We start from the raw sequence: 20,537 nt of genomic DNA, 5'->3' as shown, positions 1-20,537 counted from the left end.
TTTCGCTCTTGCCATTGGGCGGCGTCTTTCCTATGATCCTCAAACGCGAATCACTCTCATTCGCATCGAATTGCCATACGCCCGCGCAAACGGTTGCGCGGTTGCGCCTCGTGAATCTTTTCGCCGTCTTCGTCTTTCGATGAGGTAACCCGACATGGTCCTTTCCGCTCCAGGTGAAAGTTCAATCTTGAGTACAACTAATGTCAAACCAGGTCCGCCCTCGCCCGTGCTCGACTTCGTGGCGATCGGCCTCGGGCCGTTCAATCTGAGTCTCGCCTGCCTGGCCGAGCCGATCCGTGATTTGCGCGGCCTCTTCCTCGAGCGCAACGAGGATTTCGACTGGCACCCGGGCATGCTGATCGACGACACCACGCTGCAAAATCCGTTTCTGGCCGACCTCGTGAGCCTCGCGGATCCCCAAAGCAAGTTCAGCTTCCTCAATTACTGCAAGCAGGAAGGCAAGCTCTATGCGTATTACATCCGCGAGCGCTTTTATCTGAGCCGCGCCGAATACAACCGTTACTGCAAATGGGCCATCGGCCAGCTGTCGAGCATCGCGTTCGGCTCGAGTGTGGAGCACGTCGAATACGACGCGCAGCAAGGCCATTACGTGGTGCGCGGGCGGCACGTGCGCACCGGCCAGCCGTTCATGCATCGCGCCGCGCGCCTCGTGATCGGCGTGGGTTCCGTGCCGCAATTGCCGCCGTGCTGCGGCGAACTGCGCGAGCGCTGCATCCATAGCGCGCATTACGTGGCGCGCAAAGCCGAGCTGCAGCAAAAGCGCTCGATCGCCGTGATCGGCAGCGGCCAGAGCGCAGCCGAGATCTTCTACGACCTGCTCAAGGAAAGCGACGAGCACGACTACACGCTCACGTGGATCACGCGTTCGCCGCGGTTTTTCCAGATGGAGAACACGAAGCTCACGCTGGAAATGATCTCGCCCGACTATATCGACTACTTCTACAACCTGCCGGACGGCGTGCGCGAAAACATCATCGCCAAGCAGGACAGTCTCTACAAAGGCGTGAACGCCTCGCTCATCAACCAGATTTACGACCTGCTCGACGACCGCCGCAGCCGCGGCAGCAACAGTGCGCGTCTCATCACCAATTCCGAGCTGAGCGCCTGTCATCACGACCGCATCGAAGACCGCTTTCACCTGCGCTTCGTGCAGCGCGACGAGGGCGTGCAGTACACCCATGTCACGGACGGCGCCATCTTCGCGACCGGCTATGGGCAGAATGTGCCCGGCTTCATCGACGGCATTCGCGCTCGCATCCGCTGGGACGACAAGGGGCGCTACCGGCTCTCGCGCAACTATGCGATCGACGTGAGCGGGCGCGAGGTTTTCGTGCAGAACGCGGGGCTCTACAGCCACGGCCTGACCAACCCCGACCTCGGCATGAGCTGCTATCGCAACTCCTGCATTCTGCGCGAGCTGACCGGTGTGGAGCACTACAAGATCGAGCGGCGCATCGCGCTGCAGGACTTCTCGGTGCCCGACACGGAAGCGTTCGTGAAGATGCCGCTGGAGGCGCAATGAAGCTGCGCAGCACGATCATCCTGATGACGACCTTCGCCGTCGTCAGCGATGCGATCCTGATTCCGTTCTACCCGCAGTTCTTCGCCGCGCGCTATGGCGTGACGAGCCCCGTGCATGCGGGCGCTTACGTGGCGTTCATCTCCATCGTCGTGATGCTCACGCTGCCGCTCTGGGCGCGCATTGCGAAACGCCTCGACGCCATGCATCTGCTCGTCTATACGCAGTGCGCCGCGGGCGTGCTTTCGGTCGCGAGCTATTTCGCGGCGACGGTGCCGCTCTTCTGGGTGCTCTCGCTCGCGATGTTCATGTGCAAAAGCAGCTATCTGCTCATGTACCCGTACATGATGCGGCTCGAAGCGAAAGAATCGCATGCGCATACCATCGGCGTGCTGTCGGTGGTGGTGCACTTCGGCGCGATTGCGGGCGCGGTGGCGGGCGGCTTCGTCATGCAGGTCTGGGACGCGCATCACTGCATCTTCGCGATGGCCGCCGGCGACTTCGTGCAGATGGCGATCTGCCTTTCGCTGATCCGCACGCATGGCATTGCGCGGCGCTGCCGGTTCGCGGGCGTTGCCGATGAGGCGCCAGTCAAGCGAGGACTGCGTGCGCGCATGCCGATCCTGCGCCTCGCGCTGCTCATGCTCGCGTTCGACTTCTGCGTGTATCTCATCCGGCCGTTCATGGCGTCGTACTGGCAAGCGGTCACCGACGCGCCCGGCGAGCTGGTTCCAGGGCTCGTGTTCGCCATTCCAGGCATGGTCGCGCTCGTCGCGCTGCGCCTGAACAAGCGCCTCGCCATGCAGGGCAAGCGCGTGCCCGACCACATGCTCGCGAACCTGCTGCTGTGCACCGCCGGCATGCTGCTGCAAGGCGTGGAGGCGCCGTTGTGGATCGTCGTGGGCCGCGTGATGTTCGGCTGGGCGCTGTTCCAGATCGTCGTGAAGCTCGACGTGACGATGTTCGCACTGAGCACGCCCGCCTCGTATGCCGCCGATTACAGCGTCATCAACTTCTTCCAGAACCTCGGCGTGCTGCTCGCCTCGTTCGCGGCCGGCGCCATTGTCGACGAAGCGGGCTTGCGTGCGCCGTTCTTCGTGGCATCCGTGGGCCTCGTTTTCACGGCGCTCGTGAGCGTCTGGCTGCTCGCCCGGCCGCGCGCCGAGGACGCCGCCCTTTCCAACCCGATTGCCGAAACAGGAGTCACCGCCCGTGCGAACTGAAATCGCTGCCGACGAAATCGCGTTGCGTCATGTCCCGCCTGCACGCATGGCCAGAGCCGAGGCCTTTCACATCCGCCCGCTCGACGCGCAACGCGACGCACCCACGCTGCATCAATGGTTCATCGAAGAACGCGCCGCGTTCTGGAACATGCGCGACAAGAGCGTGGCGGACGTGGCCGCTTTCTATCAGGCGATCGAAGACTCCGGGCACGCGCGCGCCTGGCTCGGCTTGCAGGATGACGTACCCGCCTTCCTGTTCGAAAGCTACGAACCGGCTCACGAAGAGATCGGCGAGCACTACGATGTGTGCGCCGGCGACCTCGGCATGCATCTGTTCGTCGGGCCCGCTGCCCGGCGTACCTCGGGCTATACGCGCCATGTGTTCGAAACGCTCATGGCGTTCCTGTTCGAGCGCCTTGGCGCGCAACGCGTCGTCGTCGAGCCGGATGCGCGCAACGCACGCATCCACGCGCTGAATCGCGCGATGGGCTTCGTATATACGAAGGACGTCACGTTTCGCGAGAAAACCGCCTCGCTCGCGTTCTGCACACGAGCCGATTTTTACGCTGCCATTACGCAGGATCACTAAATTCCATAAGGACATCGCAACATGAATCATTTCGCAACCCAGGCTTCCATGCAACACGTTCTCCTCACGCCCCACGAGGCTACCGGGCACCTCACACCCGAGGTCTGGCAGCGCGCGAACCGCATGCTGGTGCGCAAGGCCATTGCCGAGTATGCGCACGAACTGATCGTCGAACCGCAGTGCGTGGGCGATGCGTCCGGCGAGCACTACGCGCGCTATGCGCTCGAATCCGACGACGGCACCCGCGTCTACACGTTCGAGGCGCGCCTGCTCGCACTGCGCCACTGGAGCATTCGCCCCGAAACCATCGTGTGCTCGCAGGACGGCGCGCCGCAACCGCTCGACGCGCTCGCCTTCATCCTCGATGTGAAAGCGCGGCTTGGCATCAAGGAGGAGATGCTGCCCATTTACCTCGACGAAATCAGCAGCACGCTGTACGGCGCGGCCTACAAAGCTGTGAAAGACGGCCCGGATTCGGCCGAACTCCTCGACGCCGATTTTCAGGCGATCGAAACCGCAATGAGCGAGGGCCATCCCGGCTTCGTCGCCAACAACGGCAGGCTCGGTTTCGACGCGGGCGACTATCGCGCGTTCGCACCCGAGGCGGGCTCGCCGCTCCAGATCGTCTGGCTCGCCGTGCACAAGGAGAACGCCGCGTTCCACAGCGCCGCCGATCTCGACTACGAACAGCTGATGGAAGAAGAACTGGGTGTGGAGACCGTCGCGCGCTTTCGCTCGATGGTCGAAGCGCGCGGCGTGGACTTTGCCGACTATCGGCTGATGCCGGCGCACCCGTGGCAGTGGTTCAACAAACTTTCGATCGCGTTTGCGAGCTATGTCGCGACCAACCGCATCATTTGCCTCGGCTTCGGCGAGGACCATTATCAGGCCCAGCAGTCGATCCGCACGTTCTTCAATCTCTCGGACCGTTCGAAACGCTATGTGAAGACGTCGCTGTCGATTCTCAACATGGGCTTCATGCGCGGACTCTCGCCGTACTACATGTCGGGCACGCCCGCCATCAACGACTTCATCAAGGGTCTCGTGGCGAGCGATCCGTATCTGCAGGACCAAGGGTTCACCATCCTGCGCGAAGTCGCGTCCATCGGCTTTCGCAATCGCTATTACGAAGCGGCCGTGCAGGTGGACAGCCCCTACAAGAAGATGTTTTCGGCGCTCTGGCGCGAGAATCCGCTCGGCCTCGCGGGAGACGGCCAGCGGCTCATGACCATGGCCGCGCTGCTGCATACGGACCGCCATGGCGCGGCGCTGCTGCCCGCCTTGATCGAGGCTTCGGGGCTCACGGCGCAAGCCTGGCTCGAACGCTACATGGAGGCGTATCTGGCACCGCTCGTCCATTGCTTCTATGCGCATGATCTCGTGTTCATGCCGCACGGCGAGAACCTCATCCTCGTGCTCGAAAACCATGTGCCCGTGCGCGCGATCATGAAGGACATCGCGGAGGAATCCGCCATCCTCAACAAGGACGCGCAGCTGCCGGAGAACGTCAAGCGCCTCGCCGTGGACGTGCCCGAGCGCGTCAAGCTGCTCGCGATCTTCATCGACGTGTTCGACGGCTTTTTCCGCTACATGAATCAGATACTCGTCGAGCACGGCTGCTGCACGGAAGACGTGTTCTGGAACACCGTGGCGCGCTGCGTCGCGCGCTATCAGGACGAGCACCCGCAGCTCGCGCGCAAATATGCCGAATACGACCTCTTCGCGCCCGAGTTCCTGCACTCGTGCCTGAACCGTCTGCAGCTCGGAAACAACCTGCAGATGGTCAATCTCGCCGACCCAGCGGGCAATCTGAAGATGGCGGGCAATCTGCAGAACCCCCTGGCGGGCAGGCGCGGCGCACCGCGAGACGCCGCGCAGGCGAACGGCATGAACGCCGAAGCGGTCGCGGCATAAGCATGGCGGCAAACCGCGCGCTCGACGACATGCTGCAACTCGCCGCGCGGCTCGTACCGGGGTTGCAGGGTGTAGTAGCAGCGCGCCCCGCACAAGGCATCGTGCATACGCGCCCGGCGCCGCCCAACGGCGACGCCAATTGCGCTGCGCTCGAGGCGCTCCTTGCCTTCTGGTCGCGCACCTACCCCGAAGCGGGCCGCCCCTACTGGTCGTCGCGCTGCTGGGGCATCCTGATCTGGCAACCGCTCTACTTGAGCGTGATCGGGGTGCATGCGGCTGGCGTGTCGCTGTCGCTTGCGGACATCGCGCAGCCCATTGCCGAGGGCTGGACCCGCGAGGTCCGCATACGCGATCACGCACCGGCGCAGGGCGACACGCACGTGTTGATCGCGCACGCCGCACGCGAAATCGCCTCGTGCTGCGAGCAGATGCACGACGAGCTGATGCCGCTGATCCGCCTCAATCCGGCGGCGGCGCGCGGCACGCAGGCCGACGTGGTGCTCGCCGCACTGCTTGCGGCACGCAAGGCGCGGCCCGAATGGAGCGACGCCCAGGTCGAGGCGCATGGGCAGCGGTGGCTCGCGGCGCTCGGCCTGCAAGGCTGCTCAGGCTATCTCCCGTTCTCGCGCACGGACGGCGCGAGCGCGCTCGCGCTGGAGCGCCGCACCTGCTGCTACCACTATCGCCGCCGCGACGGCGAACTCTGCAGCACCTGCCCGCGGCTCGCAAAGCATGAACGCATCGTGCGCCTGAACGCGCAACACGAAACAGGATGAAACCGACCGATGAACGATATCAGTGACCTCGCGCATCTCGCGCTGCCGCCCGATACGGAGGAAGCGCATGAGCAATTGCCCGCGAGCGCCTATTTCGACGAGGCGCTGTTCGAGCGCGAGATGGCGCGTATCTTCGCGCACTCGGCGCTATACGTGGGCCACGAACAGTCGGTGCCCGAGCGCGGCGACTGGCGGCACCTGCCGCAGGACGAAGGCGGCCGCGTGCTGGTGCGCGGCGAGCACGGCGTGCAACTGCTCTCGAACGTCTGCCGCCATCGTCAGTCGCTCATGCTGGGCGGCAAGGCCGGCAACGTCGCTGCGAGCGGCGGCCCTCCTGCGCAAGGCAATCTCGCCGCGAGCGGCGGCAACATCGTGTGTCCCTTGCATCGCTGGACGTACGCCCCCGGCGGCAAGCTGATCGGCGCGCCCGAGTTCGAGCGCAAACCGTGCCGCAATCTCGAACGCTTCGAACTGCGAAATTGCCATGGACTGCTCTACGAAGGGCCACGTGAGCCAGCGCGCGACATGGCGCGCGTGTTCGAGCGCCCCGAGTTCGACTTCTCCGGGTACGTGCTCGATCACGTCGAAACGCATTCCTGCCGGTACAACTGGAAAACCTTTATCGAAGTCTATCTGGAGGATTATCACGTCGCGCCATTCCACCCAGGCCTCGGGCGCTTCGTGACCTGCGAAACGCTCGACTGGGAATTCGCCGAGACGTACAGCATGCAGCGTGTGGGTGTGCACGCCGCGCTTGCGCAGCCGGGTTCGGAAATCTATCGCGCGTGGCACGATCGATTGCTCGATTATCGCGGCGGCGCAGCGCCCGAGTTCGGCGCCATCTGGCTCGCGTATTTCCCCACCCAGATGATCGAGCTCTATCCGCACGTGCTCGTGGTCTCGACGCTCTATCCGAAAAGCCCGCAGGAAACGCTCAACGTGGTGGAGTTCTATTACCCCGAAGAAATCGCGGCATTCGAACGCGAATTCATCGAAGCCCAGCGCGCGGCGTATCTGGAGACGATGATCGAGGACGACGAGATCGCCGAGCGCATGGATGCGGGACGCCTGCGGCTCCACCGGCGCGGCATCAGCGACGCCGGGCCGTATCAGTCGCCGCTCGAAGACGGCATGCGCCATTTCCATGCGTGGTATCGGCGCGCCCTTGCGGGTCCGCTCGGGTGAGCCATGCGAAACCGCGCAAGGCAGGCGGCTTCGCACGGGCGCGGCGAATGGAGCACACGCCGCGCGTCTGCCCGCCGCGTCAGGCGTCGGCCACTTCGCTCAAGCTGGGGTAGTCCGTATAGCCTTGCGCGGCGCCTCCAAAGAAGCCGTTGCGATCCGCCGCGTTCATCGCCGCGTCGCGCTGCAGGCGGGTGACGAAGTCCGGATTCGCCAGCACCATCTGACCGTAGGACTCCAGATCCGCCAGCCCCGTGGCCACGTCGGCGCCGACCTGTTCGCGCGGGCGGCCCGCCCGGTTCACAATCAACGCGCCCTTCCACAGCTTGCGAATGTCAGCCAGCAGCGCCTCGTCGCCCTGATGCGCGATATGCAGATAGGCGAGCCCCAGCTTGTCGAGTTCGGCCACCAGATAGTGGTAAAGATCGGGGCCTTGCGCGCCCTCGTCGATGCCCCACAGCGTCGTGCCCGGTGAGAGGCGGATGGCCGTGCGGTCCGCGCCGATTTCCCCGGCAATGGCGGCCGCGACTTCGAGCGCAAAGCGCGCGCGGTTTTCGATCAGGCCGCCGTATTCGTCGGTGCGCGTATTGGCGCTCGGCGCGAAAAACTGCTGAACCAGATAGGCATTCGCGCCGTGGATTTCGACGCCGTCCGCGCCGGCATCGACCGCGCGGCGGGCCGCGGTGCGGAAGTCCTGGACCGTGCGGCGGATTTCCTCGATGGTCAAGGCACGCGGCACCGGAATGTCCTGCATGCCGCTGGCCGTGAACATGGCCGTGCCCGGCGCAATGGCGGAAGGCGCGACGCCCGCGCGATGGTGCCGCGTATTGTCGGGATGCGACATGCGGCCGGCGTGCATGAGCTGGATGAAGAGATGGCCGCCTCTCGCATGCACGGCCGAAGTGACTTTTTTCCATCCGGCGACATGCGCGTCGCTATAAATGCCCGGGGTCGTTATGTAGCCCTGTCCCTCTTCCGAAGGCTGCGTGCCCTCTGTGACGATCAAGCCGACGCTCGCGCGCTGGCCGTAATACTCGGCGGCCAGTTCGCCGGGCGTGCCGTCGGCCAGCGCGCGCGAACGGGTCATGGGCGCCATGGCCAGACGGTTTGGCAGCGTGTAACGCCCGACGCGCACGGATTCGAAAAGCTTGCTCATGATGATCACCTCGACTGGTTTGGATGGGTGCATCATCGCCTGCTTCACGATTGGGATAAATATGGTAATTTGGATATCATTGATCCGTTAATGGAGCAGTCAAGGTGGAACTACTGAACGACATGGCCTTGTTCGTCGAGGTCGTCAAAGCCAGGGGGTTTCGCAGCGCCGCAGACGTGACGGGCATGCCGAACTCCACCCTTTCACGCCGCATCAGCGGCCTGGAAAAAGCGATCGGACTGCGCCTGCTGCATCGGACCACACGCAAGATCGAGTTGACCGAAGCAGGCCAGATCTATTTCGAGCGCTGCAAGCGCATCGTCGATGAAGCCCGCCTCGCGCACGAGCAGCTAGGCGACATGGTTGCGCAGCCGAGCGGCGTGCTGCGGGCCTCGTTTCCGGTCGATTTCGCCGTCACCTACCTCGCGCCCCTGATCGCCGAATTTGCCGGCCTGTACCCCGCCATCTCCTTCGATTTCGAATTGAATCCGCGGCGTGTCGATCTGGTGAGCGACCCGTTCGACGTGGCGATCCGCATGGGGGAGTCCGAAAGCTCGCAACTCATTGCGCGTCCGCTGGCGTCGCTCACGCCATACCTGTATGCGTCGCCGGGCTATCTTCAGCGCGCGGGCGAGCCAGGCAAGCCGGCTGATCTGGAACGGCACGAATGCCTGGTAATCCTGAAGGCTGACACGTGGACCTTGCACGACGCAAAGCGCACGAGCACGGTGAAGGTGGGCGGACGCTTCACGCTCAACAGCGTCGGCATGATCCGCCGCCTCGCCACGCTCGACATGGGCATCGTGCTGCTGCCGGAAGAAATCGTGGCCGACGAAGTGGCCAGCGGAGCGTTGCGGCGAATTTTGCCGCAGTGGCATGGCACGCCCACGCCGGTCTACGCGATTACGGAAACGCGTCTGCTGCCGGCGAAGACGCAGCGCTTCATCGAGTTTCTACGGGAACGGTTGGCGCGCTAGCGCGCCCAAAAACAAAGGGCGATCACGCATCAACAGCGTGATCGCCCTTTTGCCGCGTCAGGCCTGCACGCGGTCAATCAGCCATTAGAACGCGACGTAAGGCGCGGTCCCGCCAGGCGCCGTCCTGCCCGCAATCGCGAAGTAGACATTACGCCCGAAGAAGAATGGCAATCCCCAGTCGAAGGTGCTGCTGCTTCCGGTCGCCGCGAGATTGTTGAAAGCCGAGGCGCGTGTACTTGCAAGCGTATTTTCGTTCGCGACCATGAAGGACATGTTCACCGGCGTCGTGGCCCCTGCGTTGCCGAAGGCTGTCGCATTCAATGCCAGGGTGGCCGTCGGGCAGTACCACCCGGTCCCACCGGCACACTGGGTAATCGAGCTGTCAGCGAAAAACAGGCCGTTGGATCCGCTGTCGACGTATGACTCGGCCATCACCTGCCCGTTGTACTGGGTCGAGATGAACAGGCTGGCGTCATAGCCCAGCACCGACGTCGCACTGAACGTATTGTTCGATTGCGTTCCTATCCCGAAGACGAGCGAACCATCGACGGACGCCTGTCCCGCAGCCGAAATGGCGGGCAACTCGACGATGACGCCGTTGTTGTCCTGCGGGAAGAGCGCCACCGGGTTCTGAGTCTGGGCCGATGCGGTGACTGCCGTCGACGTGCAGGTTCCGGTCGTCGTGTTACAGGAATAGTAGAAGCCGTTCGACGCGTTGCTCGTGCAGCCCGGGCAATCCTCCACGAGATTCGCTACGCCCAGAATCCCGTTGGCGCCAATGAGCGAGGGCGTGTCCGCGAGGGTGGCGCCACAGGCGCTGGGTGCGGCAGGAAATCCGCCTGGCGTACCGTCAATCATCATCGGCACGTTGCTGGCAACTTCGCCGGCCAGCTTGATATCGGCGGTAGCCACCGGCCCCCAGAAATACCGGCCGTCCGCGAACGGATAGCACTCGCCAAGCACGTTGCCGCTGCCGTCCTTTTGCTCGGGCAACGCACTCGCCAGGGCACCGAGCGCCGAGGACGTAAGACGCAGGCCGACCGAGCCGGTGTCCACAAGAACATCACTCACGACCGCACATTGCGTGGTGCCGTGGAGGCACACCGTCACCGTGGCCACCGGGAGATTGGGCGCATAGCCGCTACCGGATGGCGCCAATGAGGTGTCCACCCGAATCGGCAGGACGTTACCGGTGCCCAGCGTCGGGTCGCTCGAGTTCCCACCGTTGCTCGTGCCCGAACCCGGTGTGCTCGATTGCGCGGTCTGGCCGCCGTTACCGCTGCTGCCACCGCCGCCGCCGCAAGCGGCCAGCACGAGACAGAGCGCCATTGCCCAAAATGCGTTGCGAGTCGAGCTCATTTCAGGTCCTCCGGCGTGACACCCGCAGGAACCGCAGCCGGCAACCAGGCCGTGCCTCGCATGTTGTTCATCCGGCCCCCTCCCACATAGCGCATCTGCGCCGACTCGACCGCTACATGTCGATGCAGGTCAGCATGGGTCGGCGTCTGCAGCGCGGCCTTGTATTCGGAGAAGTAAGTGCCGAACAACTGCGAAAGATCCGGCGGACGCGGCCCGCTCCAGGACACGGCGAAAACCTGCCCGGCCGCGTTCGCGTATTCGCGTACCGTCGTGCCGGTGGGCAGCGTGATGACCTGGGTGGTGTAGGTCGACGTCGATGCCGTCGAGGACAACTGACCTCTGAGCGCGGACGCTTCGATCTGGAGTGAGTCGAGTTTCCCGCCCAAGGCGGCCTGTGCAGAAGACTCGCAAATTGCAAATGAAGCGACGCCTGCCAATACGGCAATCAGCAAGGCGCGTTTACCCCGGAATTGATAAGGACGTACTCTCATGTTTTTCTCGTCTTTACTCTCTTTTTAATCGAGGGCACCCGCACAGGAAGTGGATGCGGCCTCGTGTTGGCACATCGTTTATTCTCTCAGTCGCCCTCAGTCAATTTCAACCATTGAGTTTTTGTTTGCCGAGGCGAGCATCACCTCGGCTTTCCTGGCTGTTATCTTCGATCTGGTAGACGCGTGTACGCACCGCGGGAAGCTCGGGCGGCTCCTTAGCGATTCCCCATGCGCTCAGCAAGCCTTCGAACGAGGCACCGGCCGGCGCCGTCCGTGGCTCCGGCAAAGGCACGCCGGTCGAGCGGTAGCGCGCGCTTCCTCGCGCACTCACGCCCTTGTTGACGCGTTCGGCGGCGCCGTTGCGCATGGCGTAGCGAACGACATCCGAGGCTTCGCGCGAACTCATCAATCCCGACGCAGTAATCTCGCTGACCGACGCGCTTTCGCGTTGCGCCAGCCAGTGCAGCAGCGTGAGCGCACTAGCGTGAACCTTCATTAATGGCCTCTCCCGTCCTTGTCTTGTCCCTGTCCCCGGCGAAGATCACGCGATGCACTGGACGAATTCCGCATTGTCTGCCGTGCCATGTCCTTATCCGCCCGCTGGAGTCGTGGCCGTGCCATCGGGTTTGAGTGCGGCTGCGAATCTGAACAGCGCTGGGGGGACCGCGTCCGCCAGGAGGGTGAAAAGCGAGCGCGGGCGTGGGCTGCACGCGCAGACAGGCCATCGGCTTTGCATTCGTTTCAGTCCCCGCAGGTGCGGGCCCACGCGGTAACCCCGGAGCGGCTGGCACGCCGCGTGTTTGCATTCATATTTATCTGCTCATCCGAGGGTATCGGCAACCGTCAGACGAATCTTTAGCGCAAACGATGAATTTATGAAGGCCGCCTCTTTTGTAATAAGAATGAAGGGATCCGAATTTCAATTGAATAATCATTCACGGGAAGGTTGGTTTGCCATCCCACATACTCGTGCCCCATATCCCGTCACAATCGACGCGGCCGCCCGGGCCAGCGGCGCATGATGCAAAACACATAAACGCCGACCGGCGCTTCGAGACGACCGCAAATAACAACGCAAAAGGGGTTCGAATGGAGTCGATCACATTTGGTCAGTGCGTGAAGGGTGCATGGCGCGATGGCTGGCGATACCTCTGCCACCGCCCCGCACTTGCGGTTTTGCTACTGCCCTATGCGTGGCTGTCGTCGTACGCCGTGAACGCCCTGCGCCCCGACCGCACGCCGCCGTTCCGGCTCCTCACTTACGTTCCGCTGGGTGTCTTCACACTGCTGGAGAGCGCGCTATTTTCGCTTCTCGTCATTCACGCCATACGCTTCGTATTGCTTGACAATGATTCGGCGAACGCACAGCCGATCTCAGGCCCGAGCTATTGGCGATATCTTGGCTGCACCTGGGGACTGGCCATGCTCGCACCAGTGCTCGTCTGCCTGGTGCTGGCGCTCGTCGGCCTGGCCTTGGCGCTGTGTGTCGAGTTGATGATCGGGCTCGACCCCACAGCGAAAGCCGCGATTGTGCAGCATCCTGTGGAGGCGCGCCTCCTGATAATGATTGTTGGCGCAGGTCTCGTGCTGCTTGCCGGAGGCATCACTTGTTTCGTGCTTACGCGGCTGAGCCTGCTGCACACGCATGTCGCCATTGGCGGCACGCTCAGGATACGGGAAGTGTGGACCGATACGCGCGGGCATTGCTGGAGCATCTGGCTCATCCAGTTGTGCGCAGGACTGCCAACGCTCTCGGCCTCGGTCATCGTCGCCGCATCCGGCCTCGCGACGCGGCACCAGGCTCTCGCTTCGCTCAACACCCACAATCTGCTGGGCACCGCACTCGCCGCTTTCGGCGCGCTCTATCTGGGCGCGCCGTGTTCCGCCTGGCTATATCGACGCTATGGCGACACCCTGAAGGCGAGCCTGGCCCGCTGAAGCCCGCTCAGGCAGCGGGCGCGCGCCGCGAGAACAGGCGCCGCGTCAGATCGAACGCCACGAGGTTGCCCGAAACGACCAGCAAAAGCCCGACAACGGCGAGCAAGGACCACCGGTAGCCCTCGTAAACCGTCGAAACCGCCAGCGCCACGATCGGGAACAAGACCGTGCAATACGCCGCGCGCTCGGGCCCGATCCGGCCAACCAGCGTCAGATAGGCCGTGAAGCCGATCACCGACCCTGCCACGACGAGCCAGGCCAGCGCGCCGAGATAGCGCGCATCCATTTCGAGCCTGAACGGCAACCCGGCGAAGGCGCTGCCCGCCACGAGCACCGCGGTGCCGATCAGCATGGCCCAGCCATTCGTGACGAGCGGATTGAGCCCCATCGACTGCATGCGGCTGGACAGCAGATTGCCGGTGGAGAAACACAGCGTGCCGAGAAACGCCACGGCGAGCCCGAGCCACGCGGTCTGGTCGCCGATATGGCCGGCCATCTGCTGCAGGAAGAGGCAGACGATCCCGATCAGCCCGAGTACGGCGCCGCCCACGGCGCTGGGTTGCAGCGGCCGGCCCATGAAAATGCGTCCGTTGATCGAGTTCAGCAGCGGCGCGGTCGAAAACACCACGGCCACGAGCCCGCTCGGCACGATGTTCTCGGCATAGTAAAAGCACAGGAAATTGAGGCAGAACAGCGCCAGCCCCTGAGCGACGAGGTAGCGCCACGCCGCGCGCGGCGGCCAGATGGGGCGGCGCATCACGCCCAGCAGCGCGAACACCAGGAGCGCCGCGAGCCCGAAACGCCAGGCGATCGAGACAGGCGCAGGCACGACGCCGAGCTGCCACTTGATAGCGATCCAGGTGGTGCCCCAGATCAGGACGGTGAGCACGTAGAGTAAAAGATTCATTGCCGGAAAAAACCTCGAGTCGATGCCCCAACTATGGCGCACGGGGGCGGCGCGGACTTGTCCAGGATTGCGCATTTCTTGCCTGCGCCCGGCCACGGCCAGCAACAGCGGGGGCGCGAGCGTATACTTTGCAAACCCGCTTTGACTACCCGCTTTGTGGACCCCATCGCCGCCTTGCAGCCCGCCGCCCCGACCATGAACGCCCAGGTGCCGCTTCCCGCGCCCGCCCTCGCCGAGACGCCCTTTGGGCTGCATTCGGTGTGCCGCACGCTGAGCGCGGCGAACGCGACGCTGGAGCGTTTTGCGTGGCTCGGCGACCAGTTTGCGGCCGCCGTCTGGACGCGCGTCACGCGCGAGGCCGAGACCGTCTATGACCGGCCCGGCCATCACACGCTGTCGTGCTATCTCGACGGCGGCTACCGCACGGAGCGGCAGAAGCTGCCCGGCGTGTACGGCGCGCCAAGCCGCCTCTGCGCGCTTCCGGGCGACCACGAATCGCGCTGGTGGGTGCGCGGCCATATGCATTTCATGCATCTGTACTTCCTGCCCGAGCACTTCACGCAGCGCGCGGTGCGCGAACTCGACCGGGAACCGCGCGAACTCACGCTGGCCGACCGCACGTATTTCGAAGACGAGCGGATCGCCGTGCTCTGCCAGACGCTGGCCAACGAAAACTGGGCCGATCCAGACGGCCTTTTGCGCAGCAACGAAACGGCGCACGAAGTGCTGAGCCTGCTGCTGCGCAGCCAGGGCGTGCGTCGCGCGGGCGCGGCGCTCAAGGGTGGCCTCGCCGTGTCGACACGGCGGCGCCTGCACGACTATATCGACGCCCACCTGGGCGAGACGCTGACGCTCGGCGCACTGGCCGATGTCGCGTGCCTTTCCGAGTACCATCTCGCGCGCATGTTTCGCGCCTCGTTCGGGCGGCCGCCGCATGCGTGGATCGCCGCCCAGCGTCTGGAGCGGGCGCGTTTGCTGTTGCGCACGACCGCCCTGCCGCTCGCGCAGATTGCGTCGGAGTGCGGGTACGCGAATGCGAGTCACTTCAGCCATCGCTTTCGCGACGCATTTGGCGCCGCGCCGAATGGCTATCGTCAAGCATTCCTGAAGTAGTCGTAGGTCCCCCGATCCCGCCGTGCGTGGCTCCATGTTTTGAGGCGCGGCTGGGTCTTGTCGCGGCTGCCGGGCCTGCCTATCGTGACGTCATGCCCTAGACGCTCACCGCAAAGAGCCCGCCATGTTCCGAACCATCGTCGAACAGACTTCGCGCTTTAGCGCCAATACCCCTTTGTCGCCCGCTCTGCGCGCAAGCTTGCGCGGCGTCGTCATTCTGGTTGCGGCAGTGATGGCGTTAATCCTTGCACTCATGTTCGCGCCCCACAGCACCCGCGCCAATCTTGCGCTGTGTCTTGCATCGCAGTCCGAATCACTGTCGAAACACGAAAGGATAGATGCACACAACGCCCAGTCCCTCGCGATCGAACGTTGCATCGACTAGCCACCCTGCTCCACCAGCAAAAATCCCCCATACCGCCGAGGCTTTGTCACAATGGGCGCTACGCGCCGGCAATCAGGCGCCTTGTCAAAGGAGATCGTGATGACGGAGCTTGTGACTTGCCTCTGGTTCGATGAAGGTAGAGCACGCGAAGCGGCGGAGTTCTACGCCGCGACGTTTCCGGACAGCCATGTCGGGGCTGGCCATGTTTCCCCGATACCTGGCATCGGCGCGGGAGCGGAACTGGTGGTCGAATTCACGGTGCTCGGCCGGCGCTTCGTGGGCCTGAACGGCGGCCCCAACTTCCAGGCGAACCAGGCCGTGAGCTTCATGGTCGAGACCCACAGCCAGGAAGAGACCGACCGCTACTGGAACGCCATCGTCGGCAACGGCGGCGAGGAGTCGGACTGCGGCTGGTGCAAGGATCGCTGGGGGTTTTCGTGGCAGATCACGCCGAAGCGCCTGCTCGAATGCGTCTTCGGCGCCGATCGCGAAGCCGGCAGGCGCGCGATGGAAGCGATGATGACGATGCGCAAGATCGACATCGCCGCGATCGAGCGCGCCGCTGCCGCGAAGTAAGCGGCACGCCGCCGGACATCGCAAGCGCCGCATAGCTGGCATGCAGATGGCGCCAACATGGCGTGCGCGTCATATCGGGCGCACAATGCGCTAACCACGCCGCGCGCAGGGAACGATACCTGCGAGATGCCCTCGTACGCACAAGGGCGGCGCCACGATACATGAGCCGCCGCCCGGCCATTCATCGAGCGGTCGACGCCAGCCTGAGCGGCGCCGCCGCGATGCTTGCGAGGGCACCATGGAGTCTCGCCAGGGGCGTTCGATCGAAGTCGACTTTTTCCGCGGCGTCGTGCTGATCGTGATCGTGCTCGATCACATTCCGGGCAGCGCCTTGTCGCAGCTGACGTTGCACGCTTACGCGCTGTGCGACTCCGCCGAAGTGTTCGTGTTTCTCGGCGGTTATGCGTCGGCCGCGGCCTTTATGGCCGTGCGCGCGCACCGCGGCATGAGCGCCGCACAAGGCCGCTTCCTGCGCCGCAGCTGGGAAATCTACCGCGCCTATCTGCTGACCGCCGTGCTCACACTGCTCTCGGGCGCGATACTCGCGCTCCTGCACCTGAACCCCGCTGCCGCCGACCTGAGCGGCTGGGCGTCGTTCGCCACGCATCCCATGCGCGAAACCTTCCACGTCGTCCTGCTCGCACGCCAGCCGTATCTGTCGAGCGTGCTGCCGATGTATGTCATATTTGCGCTGTGCGTGCCCGCGGCCGTGCCCTTCGCCCGCCGGGCGCCGCTCGCCACGCTGGTCTGCAGCCTGCTGCTCTGGGCCTTCGCGCCGCTGCTGGCTGCGCTCATCGGCGCGAGCACGTTCGCGAACTGGCCGTTCAACCCATTCGCGTGGCAGCTGATGTTCGTATTCGGCATGCTCTGCCGGCTGCACCCGGTTCCGTCCGGCTTCGGGACCTCCGAAACCGCACGCTGGCTGGTACGATGCGCGTTCGCCGCGGTGGCGCTGTTCGCGGCGGTTAAATGGTTCGTCCTGACTCAACCCATGCCTGGGACAATGAAACAGCATCTGGCCTTCGCGCGCGTCGTCAACTTCATCAGCATTGCCTTGGTGGCAGCGTATTTCGTTCATCGCGGCATGATCGCGCGGATCGCCGCGCGCGTGCCCGCCGTCGTGACCGTGGGCCGCACGGGGCTCGTATGCTTCGTCGGCGGCACGCTGATCTCGGTGATCGTCGACACCGCCACGCCACACGCGCTGCACGGCGCGGCGGCGTTCGCGGCGGCGCTGGCCGGCGACATCGTCGCGATCGGCGCGACGCTCATGCTCGCGAGGGCCTGGCGCGGCACGCTCGGGCGCCAGAAGGAGAAGGCCCGTGCGTGCGTCAACGGAGCCGGCTGCGGATGATACGACGGGGCACGCGCGCAATCGGATCCCTCGAGGCGATCGCCATCGCCACGCTCACGCTCATCGCCAGCGGCCCCGCTTTCGCCCAGCACACGCCTTCGCTGCCGCTGCATTGCACCGACCTTGCCGGCGCGCTGCTGCCGCCCGCGAGCATCGGCCTGCCGACCAACGGCGCGCTGGTGCAGAGCGCGGCGATGATCTCCGCGACCGCCACAGGCAATCTCAACGGCGACTTCTGCCGCTTGACCGGCGTGATCCGCGCCCAGAGCGCCGGGACGCCGGACATCCGCTTCGAAGTGAACCTGCCGAGCCGCTGGAACGGCCGCGCGCTGCAATTCGGCGGTGGCGGCTACAGCGGCGTCGTGGTGACGGGAACCGGCCCGATGCCCTTCTCGCCCGACCGCGCCCCGCTCGCGCGCGGCTATGCGACCTTCGGCGACGACTCCGGCCACAACGGCACGTCGTCGGAAGCCAACTTCGGACTGCTTGAAGAAGCCGTGACCAACTTCGGCTACGCGCATTTGAAGAAGGCGCATGACGTTGCGCTCGCACTGATCACGCTCGGCTATGGGCGGCCGCCGGAGCACATGTATTTCGCGGGCGGCTCGACGGGCGGCCGCGAAGGCTACACCGTAATCCAGCGCTTTCCCGACGACTACGACGGCGTGATCGCGAACTCTCCCGCGCTGAACTTCTCGGGCGTGCGCCTGACCGGCGTCGTGGTGGGCCAGCACGAATACCGCGCGCCGGGCGGCTATCTGTCGCCGCAACTGCTGGAGCACGTGTACGAGCGCGTGATGCAGGTATGCGATGCGCTCGACGGCGCGGCGGACGGCCTCATCAGCGACGTCGAAGCCTGCCGCGCGAAAGAGCCCGAGATCATCGACTCGCTGCGTTGCGCCTCACAGGATCAACAGGATCAGACGGATCGCCAGCACGCCCCCGACGACTGCCTCACGCCGCCACAGCTCGTGACGCTCGAGAGCCTGCGCGACGGACTGCGCCTGCCCTACGCGCTCGCCTGGAATGCGGACACCTATCGCGGCTACAACGTGTTCCAGGGCACGCGCTTCACGAGCATGCTGGGCCTCGCGCATTCGCCGCAACGGCTGACTCAACTGGGGTTCGTCTCCAATGGCTACCTGTACGCGCAGGGCGATGCCTACCTCAAATACTTCATCACGCACGACCCGACTTTCGATTCGACGAACTTCGACGTCATGCGCCCCGGCCGTTACCGCGAGCGGCTTTTTACGCTGTCGACGACGATCGGCGCGATGAATCCCGACGTGTCGCGCTATATCGCGCGAGGCGGCAAGCTCATCACCTTGCAGGGGCTCGCCGACGAGGTCATCAGCCCGAACCAGACCATCGCCTATTACCAGGGGCTGGTGGGGCGCTACGGCGAAGCGCGCGTGGACAGCTTCATGCGGCTTTACATGGTGCCGGGTTACCAGCACGGCAACGGCGTGTTCATTCCGTCCGTCGATCTGCTAGGCGCGCTCGACGACTGGGTCACGCACGACAGCGCGCCGGAAACGTTGTTCGCGACCGACATTGCCCAGGCCACGAACGGCCGCACGCGGCCGCTGTGCCGCTACCCGGCGTTTCCGCGCTATCTGGGCAAGGGCAATCTGAACCGCGCGACCAGTTTCACGTGCGTGATGCCGCAATGACCCATGCGCGCTACGCGTCGCGCACCCGGCGAGCGGCACGCTGAGGCAGCACCACGATGCAGCCGACGATGAAGATCATCAGCAGCGCCGAAGCATAAAAGCGGCTGAAGTGCAGGCCGCCGTCCGCGACAGGCTTGTCGAGCAGATCGCCCAGCGTCGCGCCGAGCGGCCGCGTAAGCACGAACGCGAACCAGAAAAGCGCCGTGCGCGAGACGCGCGGCCACAACCACAGCAGCGCCACGACCACGAGGCCCGCGCCGAAGATCGCAGCGCCGTATTCGTAGCCCACGCCAAGGCCGCCGCGGTCTTCGCCCGCGACCCAGTCGCCCAGCGCGGTGCCGAGCGTTTGCGAAAACAGGATCGTAATCCAGTAAAACCACTCGACGCGCGGCGTCGCGACACTCTCGATCGAAACCGTGCCTTCTGCCCGGTACCAGATCGCGAGACTGGCCACGAGCAACAGCAGAATGATCGATACGCCGCCGGGATAGCCTACGCCGAGCGAGCGGTCGAAAAAGTCGGCGAGCGTCGTGCCGAGCGTGGTCGTGGCGACGATCGTCGCCCAATAAAGCCACGGGTAGAAGCGCTGTGCGCGGATCTGCGCCCCAACCAGCACGACGAAGCACGCGAGGAAAATGAGCGAGCCGACCAGATAGCCCAGGTTCAGTGACATCGTCACCCAGTCACCGCCGGTTTCGCCGAGCGTGGTGCAAGCAATCTTGATGATCCAGAAGCCGAGCGTCACGGCGGGGACCTTGCTGACCGCATCTTCGATGAGACTTCGTGTGGTGGTGGACATGAATACTCCTTGCGCCGCATGACGGGCGGAACGAAACAGCTTGGGACTATATGCCGCCGTTGCTTAACTAAGCCTTAACTACGGCCGAATACGCACGAAACGCGAACCGTTGCCTGCGCATAAGCAAACTCTAAGGTTGGCTGCGTAGTCTGGGGACATGCGCCGTAGTGATCGGACTGCGCAAGATTGAATGAGCGTCTGCAAAAACGGTTTTTGCAATCCGCGCATTTTTTAGTCATCCGAATCGATTTTATTATATGGAGTCGTGCATCATGAAACTTCTACTCGCTACTGCTATTGTCTCGCTCGGCGTCGTATTGTCCCCCGTCGTCTTCGCACAGAACACCGAACCCGCGGCACAAACCAGGCAGATGCAGATGCAGCAACCGGTAAACCCGCAGCACGCCAGCACGCAACGCACCGACGACTCCGGCTATGGGATGGAAAGCTCGGGCACCTCGAATGCGTCGGTTGCGCAAACGTCGCGCCACGACGTACTCATGTCACACGAGGGCCGCAACGACCTGTTCGCGCATCATTGATGTGCGAACAGGTCGCGCAGGCTGGCATGACATTGGACTA

General features: G+C 64.2%; 20 protein-coding genes. 14 read left to right on the top strand and 6 right to left on the bottom strand.

Annotated features, from left to right (window positions below):
* The first annotated feature begins 187 nt into the window (after positions 1–187).
* Genes AB4Y35_RS23400 through AB4Y35_RS23375 form a run of 6 tightly spaced genes read left to right on the top strand, consistent with a single transcriptional unit; the run spans position 188 to position 7,227 of the window.
* The gene (locus AB4Y35_RS23400; RefSeq protein ID WP_368706172.1) at positions 188–1,543 is read left to right on the top strand and encodes a lysine N(6)-hydroxylase/L-ornithine N(5)-oxygenase family protein; all 1,356 of its coding nucleotides are present in this window, start codon (positions 188–190) and stop codon (positions 1,541–1,543) included.
* Positions 1,540–2,763, top strand: a complete 1,224-nt coding sequence (locus AB4Y35_RS23395; RefSeq protein WP_368706171.1) for an MFS transporter — start codon at positions 1,540–1,542, stop codon at positions 2,761–2,763. The genes AB4Y35_RS23400 and AB4Y35_RS23395 overlap by 4 nt, the downstream gene beginning before the upstream one ends.
* Positions 2,753–3,352 (top strand): GNAT family N-acetyltransferase, encoded by a 600-nt coding sequence (locus AB4Y35_RS23390; RefSeq protein WP_368706170.1) that lies wholly within the window; start codon positions 2,753–2,755, stop codon positions 3,350–3,352. The genes AB4Y35_RS23395 and AB4Y35_RS23390 overlap by 11 nt, the downstream gene beginning before the upstream one ends.
* A gap of 48 nt (positions 3,353–3,400) precedes the next feature.
* A complete protein-coding gene (locus AB4Y35_RS23385; RefSeq protein ID WP_368706733.1) occupies positions 3,401–5,266 on the top strand; it encodes an IucA/IucC family siderophore biosynthesis protein in 1,866 nt (621 codons plus the stop codon).
* 2 nt (positions 5,267–5,268) lie between these two features.
* Entirely contained in the window at positions 5,269–6,042 is a 774-nt protein-coding gene (locus AB4Y35_RS23380) for a siderophore ferric iron reductase (protein ID WP_368706169.1), read from the top strand.
* A gap of 9 nt (positions 6,043–6,051) precedes the next feature.
* Complete coding sequence (locus tag AB4Y35_RS23375; RefSeq protein WP_368706168.1) at positions 6,052–7,227, top strand: aromatic ring-hydroxylating dioxygenase subunit alpha; 1,176 nt, start codon at positions 6,052–6,054, stop codon at positions 7,225–7,227.
* Positions 7,228–7,306: 79 nt separating this feature from the next.
* Here the strand turns inward: AB4Y35_RS23375 and AB4Y35_RS23370 are convergent, their stop codons facing one another.
* Entirely contained in the window at positions 7,307–8,380 is a 1,074-nt protein-coding gene (locus AB4Y35_RS23370) for an alkene reductase (RefSeq protein ID WP_368706167.1), read from the bottom strand.
* A gap of 104 nt (positions 8,381–8,484) precedes the next feature.
* On the opposite strand from AB4Y35_RS23370, the gene AB4Y35_RS23365 reads away from it, so the two are divergent.
* Positions 8,485–9,357: a LysR family transcriptional regulator gene (locus AB4Y35_RS23365; protein ID WP_368691338.1), complete on the top strand. Its 873-nt coding sequence runs from the start codon at positions 8,485–8,487 to the stop codon at positions 9,355–9,357.
* 84 nt (positions 9,358–9,441) lie between these two features.
* Here AB4Y35_RS23365 and AB4Y35_RS23360 read toward each other — a convergent pair whose 3' ends face one another.
* The 3 genes from AB4Y35_RS23360 to AB4Y35_RS23350 form a co-directional block, all read right to left on the bottom strand.
* Positions 9,442–10,716 (bottom strand): DUF3443 family protein, encoded by a 1,275-nt coding sequence (locus AB4Y35_RS23360; protein WP_368706166.1) that lies wholly within the window; start codon positions 10,714–10,716, stop codon positions 9,442–9,444.
* Entirely contained in the window at positions 10,713–11,207 is a 495-nt protein-coding gene (locus tag AB4Y35_RS23355) for a DUF2844 domain-containing protein (RefSeq protein WP_368706165.1), read from the bottom strand. The genes AB4Y35_RS23360 and AB4Y35_RS23355 overlap by 4 nt, the downstream gene beginning before the upstream one ends.
* A 106-nt stretch (positions 11,208–11,313) precedes the next feature.
* Positions 11,314–11,703, bottom strand: a complete 390-nt coding sequence (locus AB4Y35_RS23350) for a hypothetical protein (RefSeq protein WP_368706164.1) — start codon at positions 11,701–11,703, stop codon at positions 11,314–11,316.
* A gap of 593 nt (positions 11,704–12,296) precedes the next feature.
* Between AB4Y35_RS23350 and AB4Y35_RS23345 the strand changes: the two genes are divergently transcribed.
* Positions 12,297–13,145, top strand: a complete 849-nt coding sequence (locus AB4Y35_RS23345) for a hypothetical protein (RefSeq protein ID WP_368706163.1) — start codon at positions 12,297–12,299, stop codon at positions 13,143–13,145.
* 7 nt (positions 13,146–13,152) lie between these two features.
* On the opposite strand, the gene AB4Y35_RS23340 is transcribed toward AB4Y35_RS23345, so the two are convergent.
* Entirely contained in the window at positions 13,153–14,052 is a 900-nt protein-coding gene (locus AB4Y35_RS23340; RefSeq protein ID WP_368706162.1) for a DMT family transporter, read from the bottom strand.
* Positions 14,053–14,247: 195 nt separating this feature from the next.
* On the opposite strand from AB4Y35_RS23340, the gene AB4Y35_RS23335 reads away from it, so the two are divergent.
* The 5 genes from AB4Y35_RS23335 (at position 14,248) to AB4Y35_RS23315 (ending at position 19,156) form a co-directional block, all read left to right on the top strand.
* Positions 14,248–15,165: a helix-turn-helix domain-containing protein gene (locus AB4Y35_RS23335; protein WP_368706732.1), complete on the top strand. Its 918-nt coding sequence runs from the start codon at positions 14,248–14,250 to the stop codon at positions 15,163–15,165.
* 124 nt (positions 15,166–15,289) lie between these two features.
* A complete protein-coding gene (locus AB4Y35_RS23330; RefSeq protein WP_368706161.1) occupies positions 15,290–15,550 on the top strand; it encodes a hypothetical protein in 261 nt (86 codons plus the stop codon).
* Positions 15,551–15,649: 99 nt separating this feature from the next.
* Positions 15,650–16,126 carry a VOC family protein gene (locus AB4Y35_RS23325; RefSeq protein ID WP_368691343.1) on the top strand — a complete coding sequence of 159 codons (477 nt, stop codon included), beginning with the start codon at positions 15,650–15,652 and terminating at the stop codon, positions 16,124–16,126.
* Positions 16,127–16,364: 238 nt separating this feature from the next.
* On the top strand, positions 16,365–17,480 hold the full coding sequence (locus AB4Y35_RS23320; RefSeq protein ID WP_368706160.1) for an OpgC domain-containing protein: 1,116 nt from the start codon (positions 16,365–16,367) through the stop codon (positions 17,478–17,480).
* Positions 17,477–19,156 (top strand): tannase/feruloyl esterase family alpha/beta hydrolase, encoded by a 1,680-nt coding sequence (locus AB4Y35_RS23315; RefSeq protein ID WP_368706159.1) that lies wholly within the window; start codon positions 17,477–17,479, stop codon positions 19,154–19,156. Before AB4Y35_RS23320 ends, AB4Y35_RS23315 begins: the two co-directional genes overlap by 4 nt.
* 10 nt (positions 19,157–19,166) lie before the next feature.
* Here the strand turns inward: AB4Y35_RS23315 and AB4Y35_RS23310 are convergent, their stop codons facing one another.
* Entirely contained in the window at positions 19,167–19,955 is a 789-nt protein-coding gene (locus AB4Y35_RS23310; RefSeq protein ID WP_368706158.1) for a hypothetical protein, read from the bottom strand.
* A gap of 272 nt (positions 19,956–20,227) precedes the next feature.
* On the opposite strand from AB4Y35_RS23310, the gene AB4Y35_RS23305 reads away from it, so the two are divergent.
* Positions 20,228–20,497 carry a hypothetical protein gene (locus AB4Y35_RS23305; RefSeq protein WP_368706157.1) on the top strand — a complete coding sequence of 90 codons (270 nt, stop codon included), beginning with the start codon at positions 20,228–20,230 and terminating at the stop codon, positions 20,495–20,497.
* Positions 20,498–20,537 lie beyond the last annotated feature (40 nt).

Source organism: Paraburkholderia sp. EG286A (genome assembly GCF_040965375.1).
In the GTDB taxonomy this organism is placed as follows: Bacteria; Pseudomonadota; Gammaproteobacteria; order Burkholderiales; family Burkholderiaceae; genus Paraburkholderia.
Note: the sequence above shows the minus strand (reverse complement) of the source record. Positions and strands in the feature narration are given on the sequence as shown.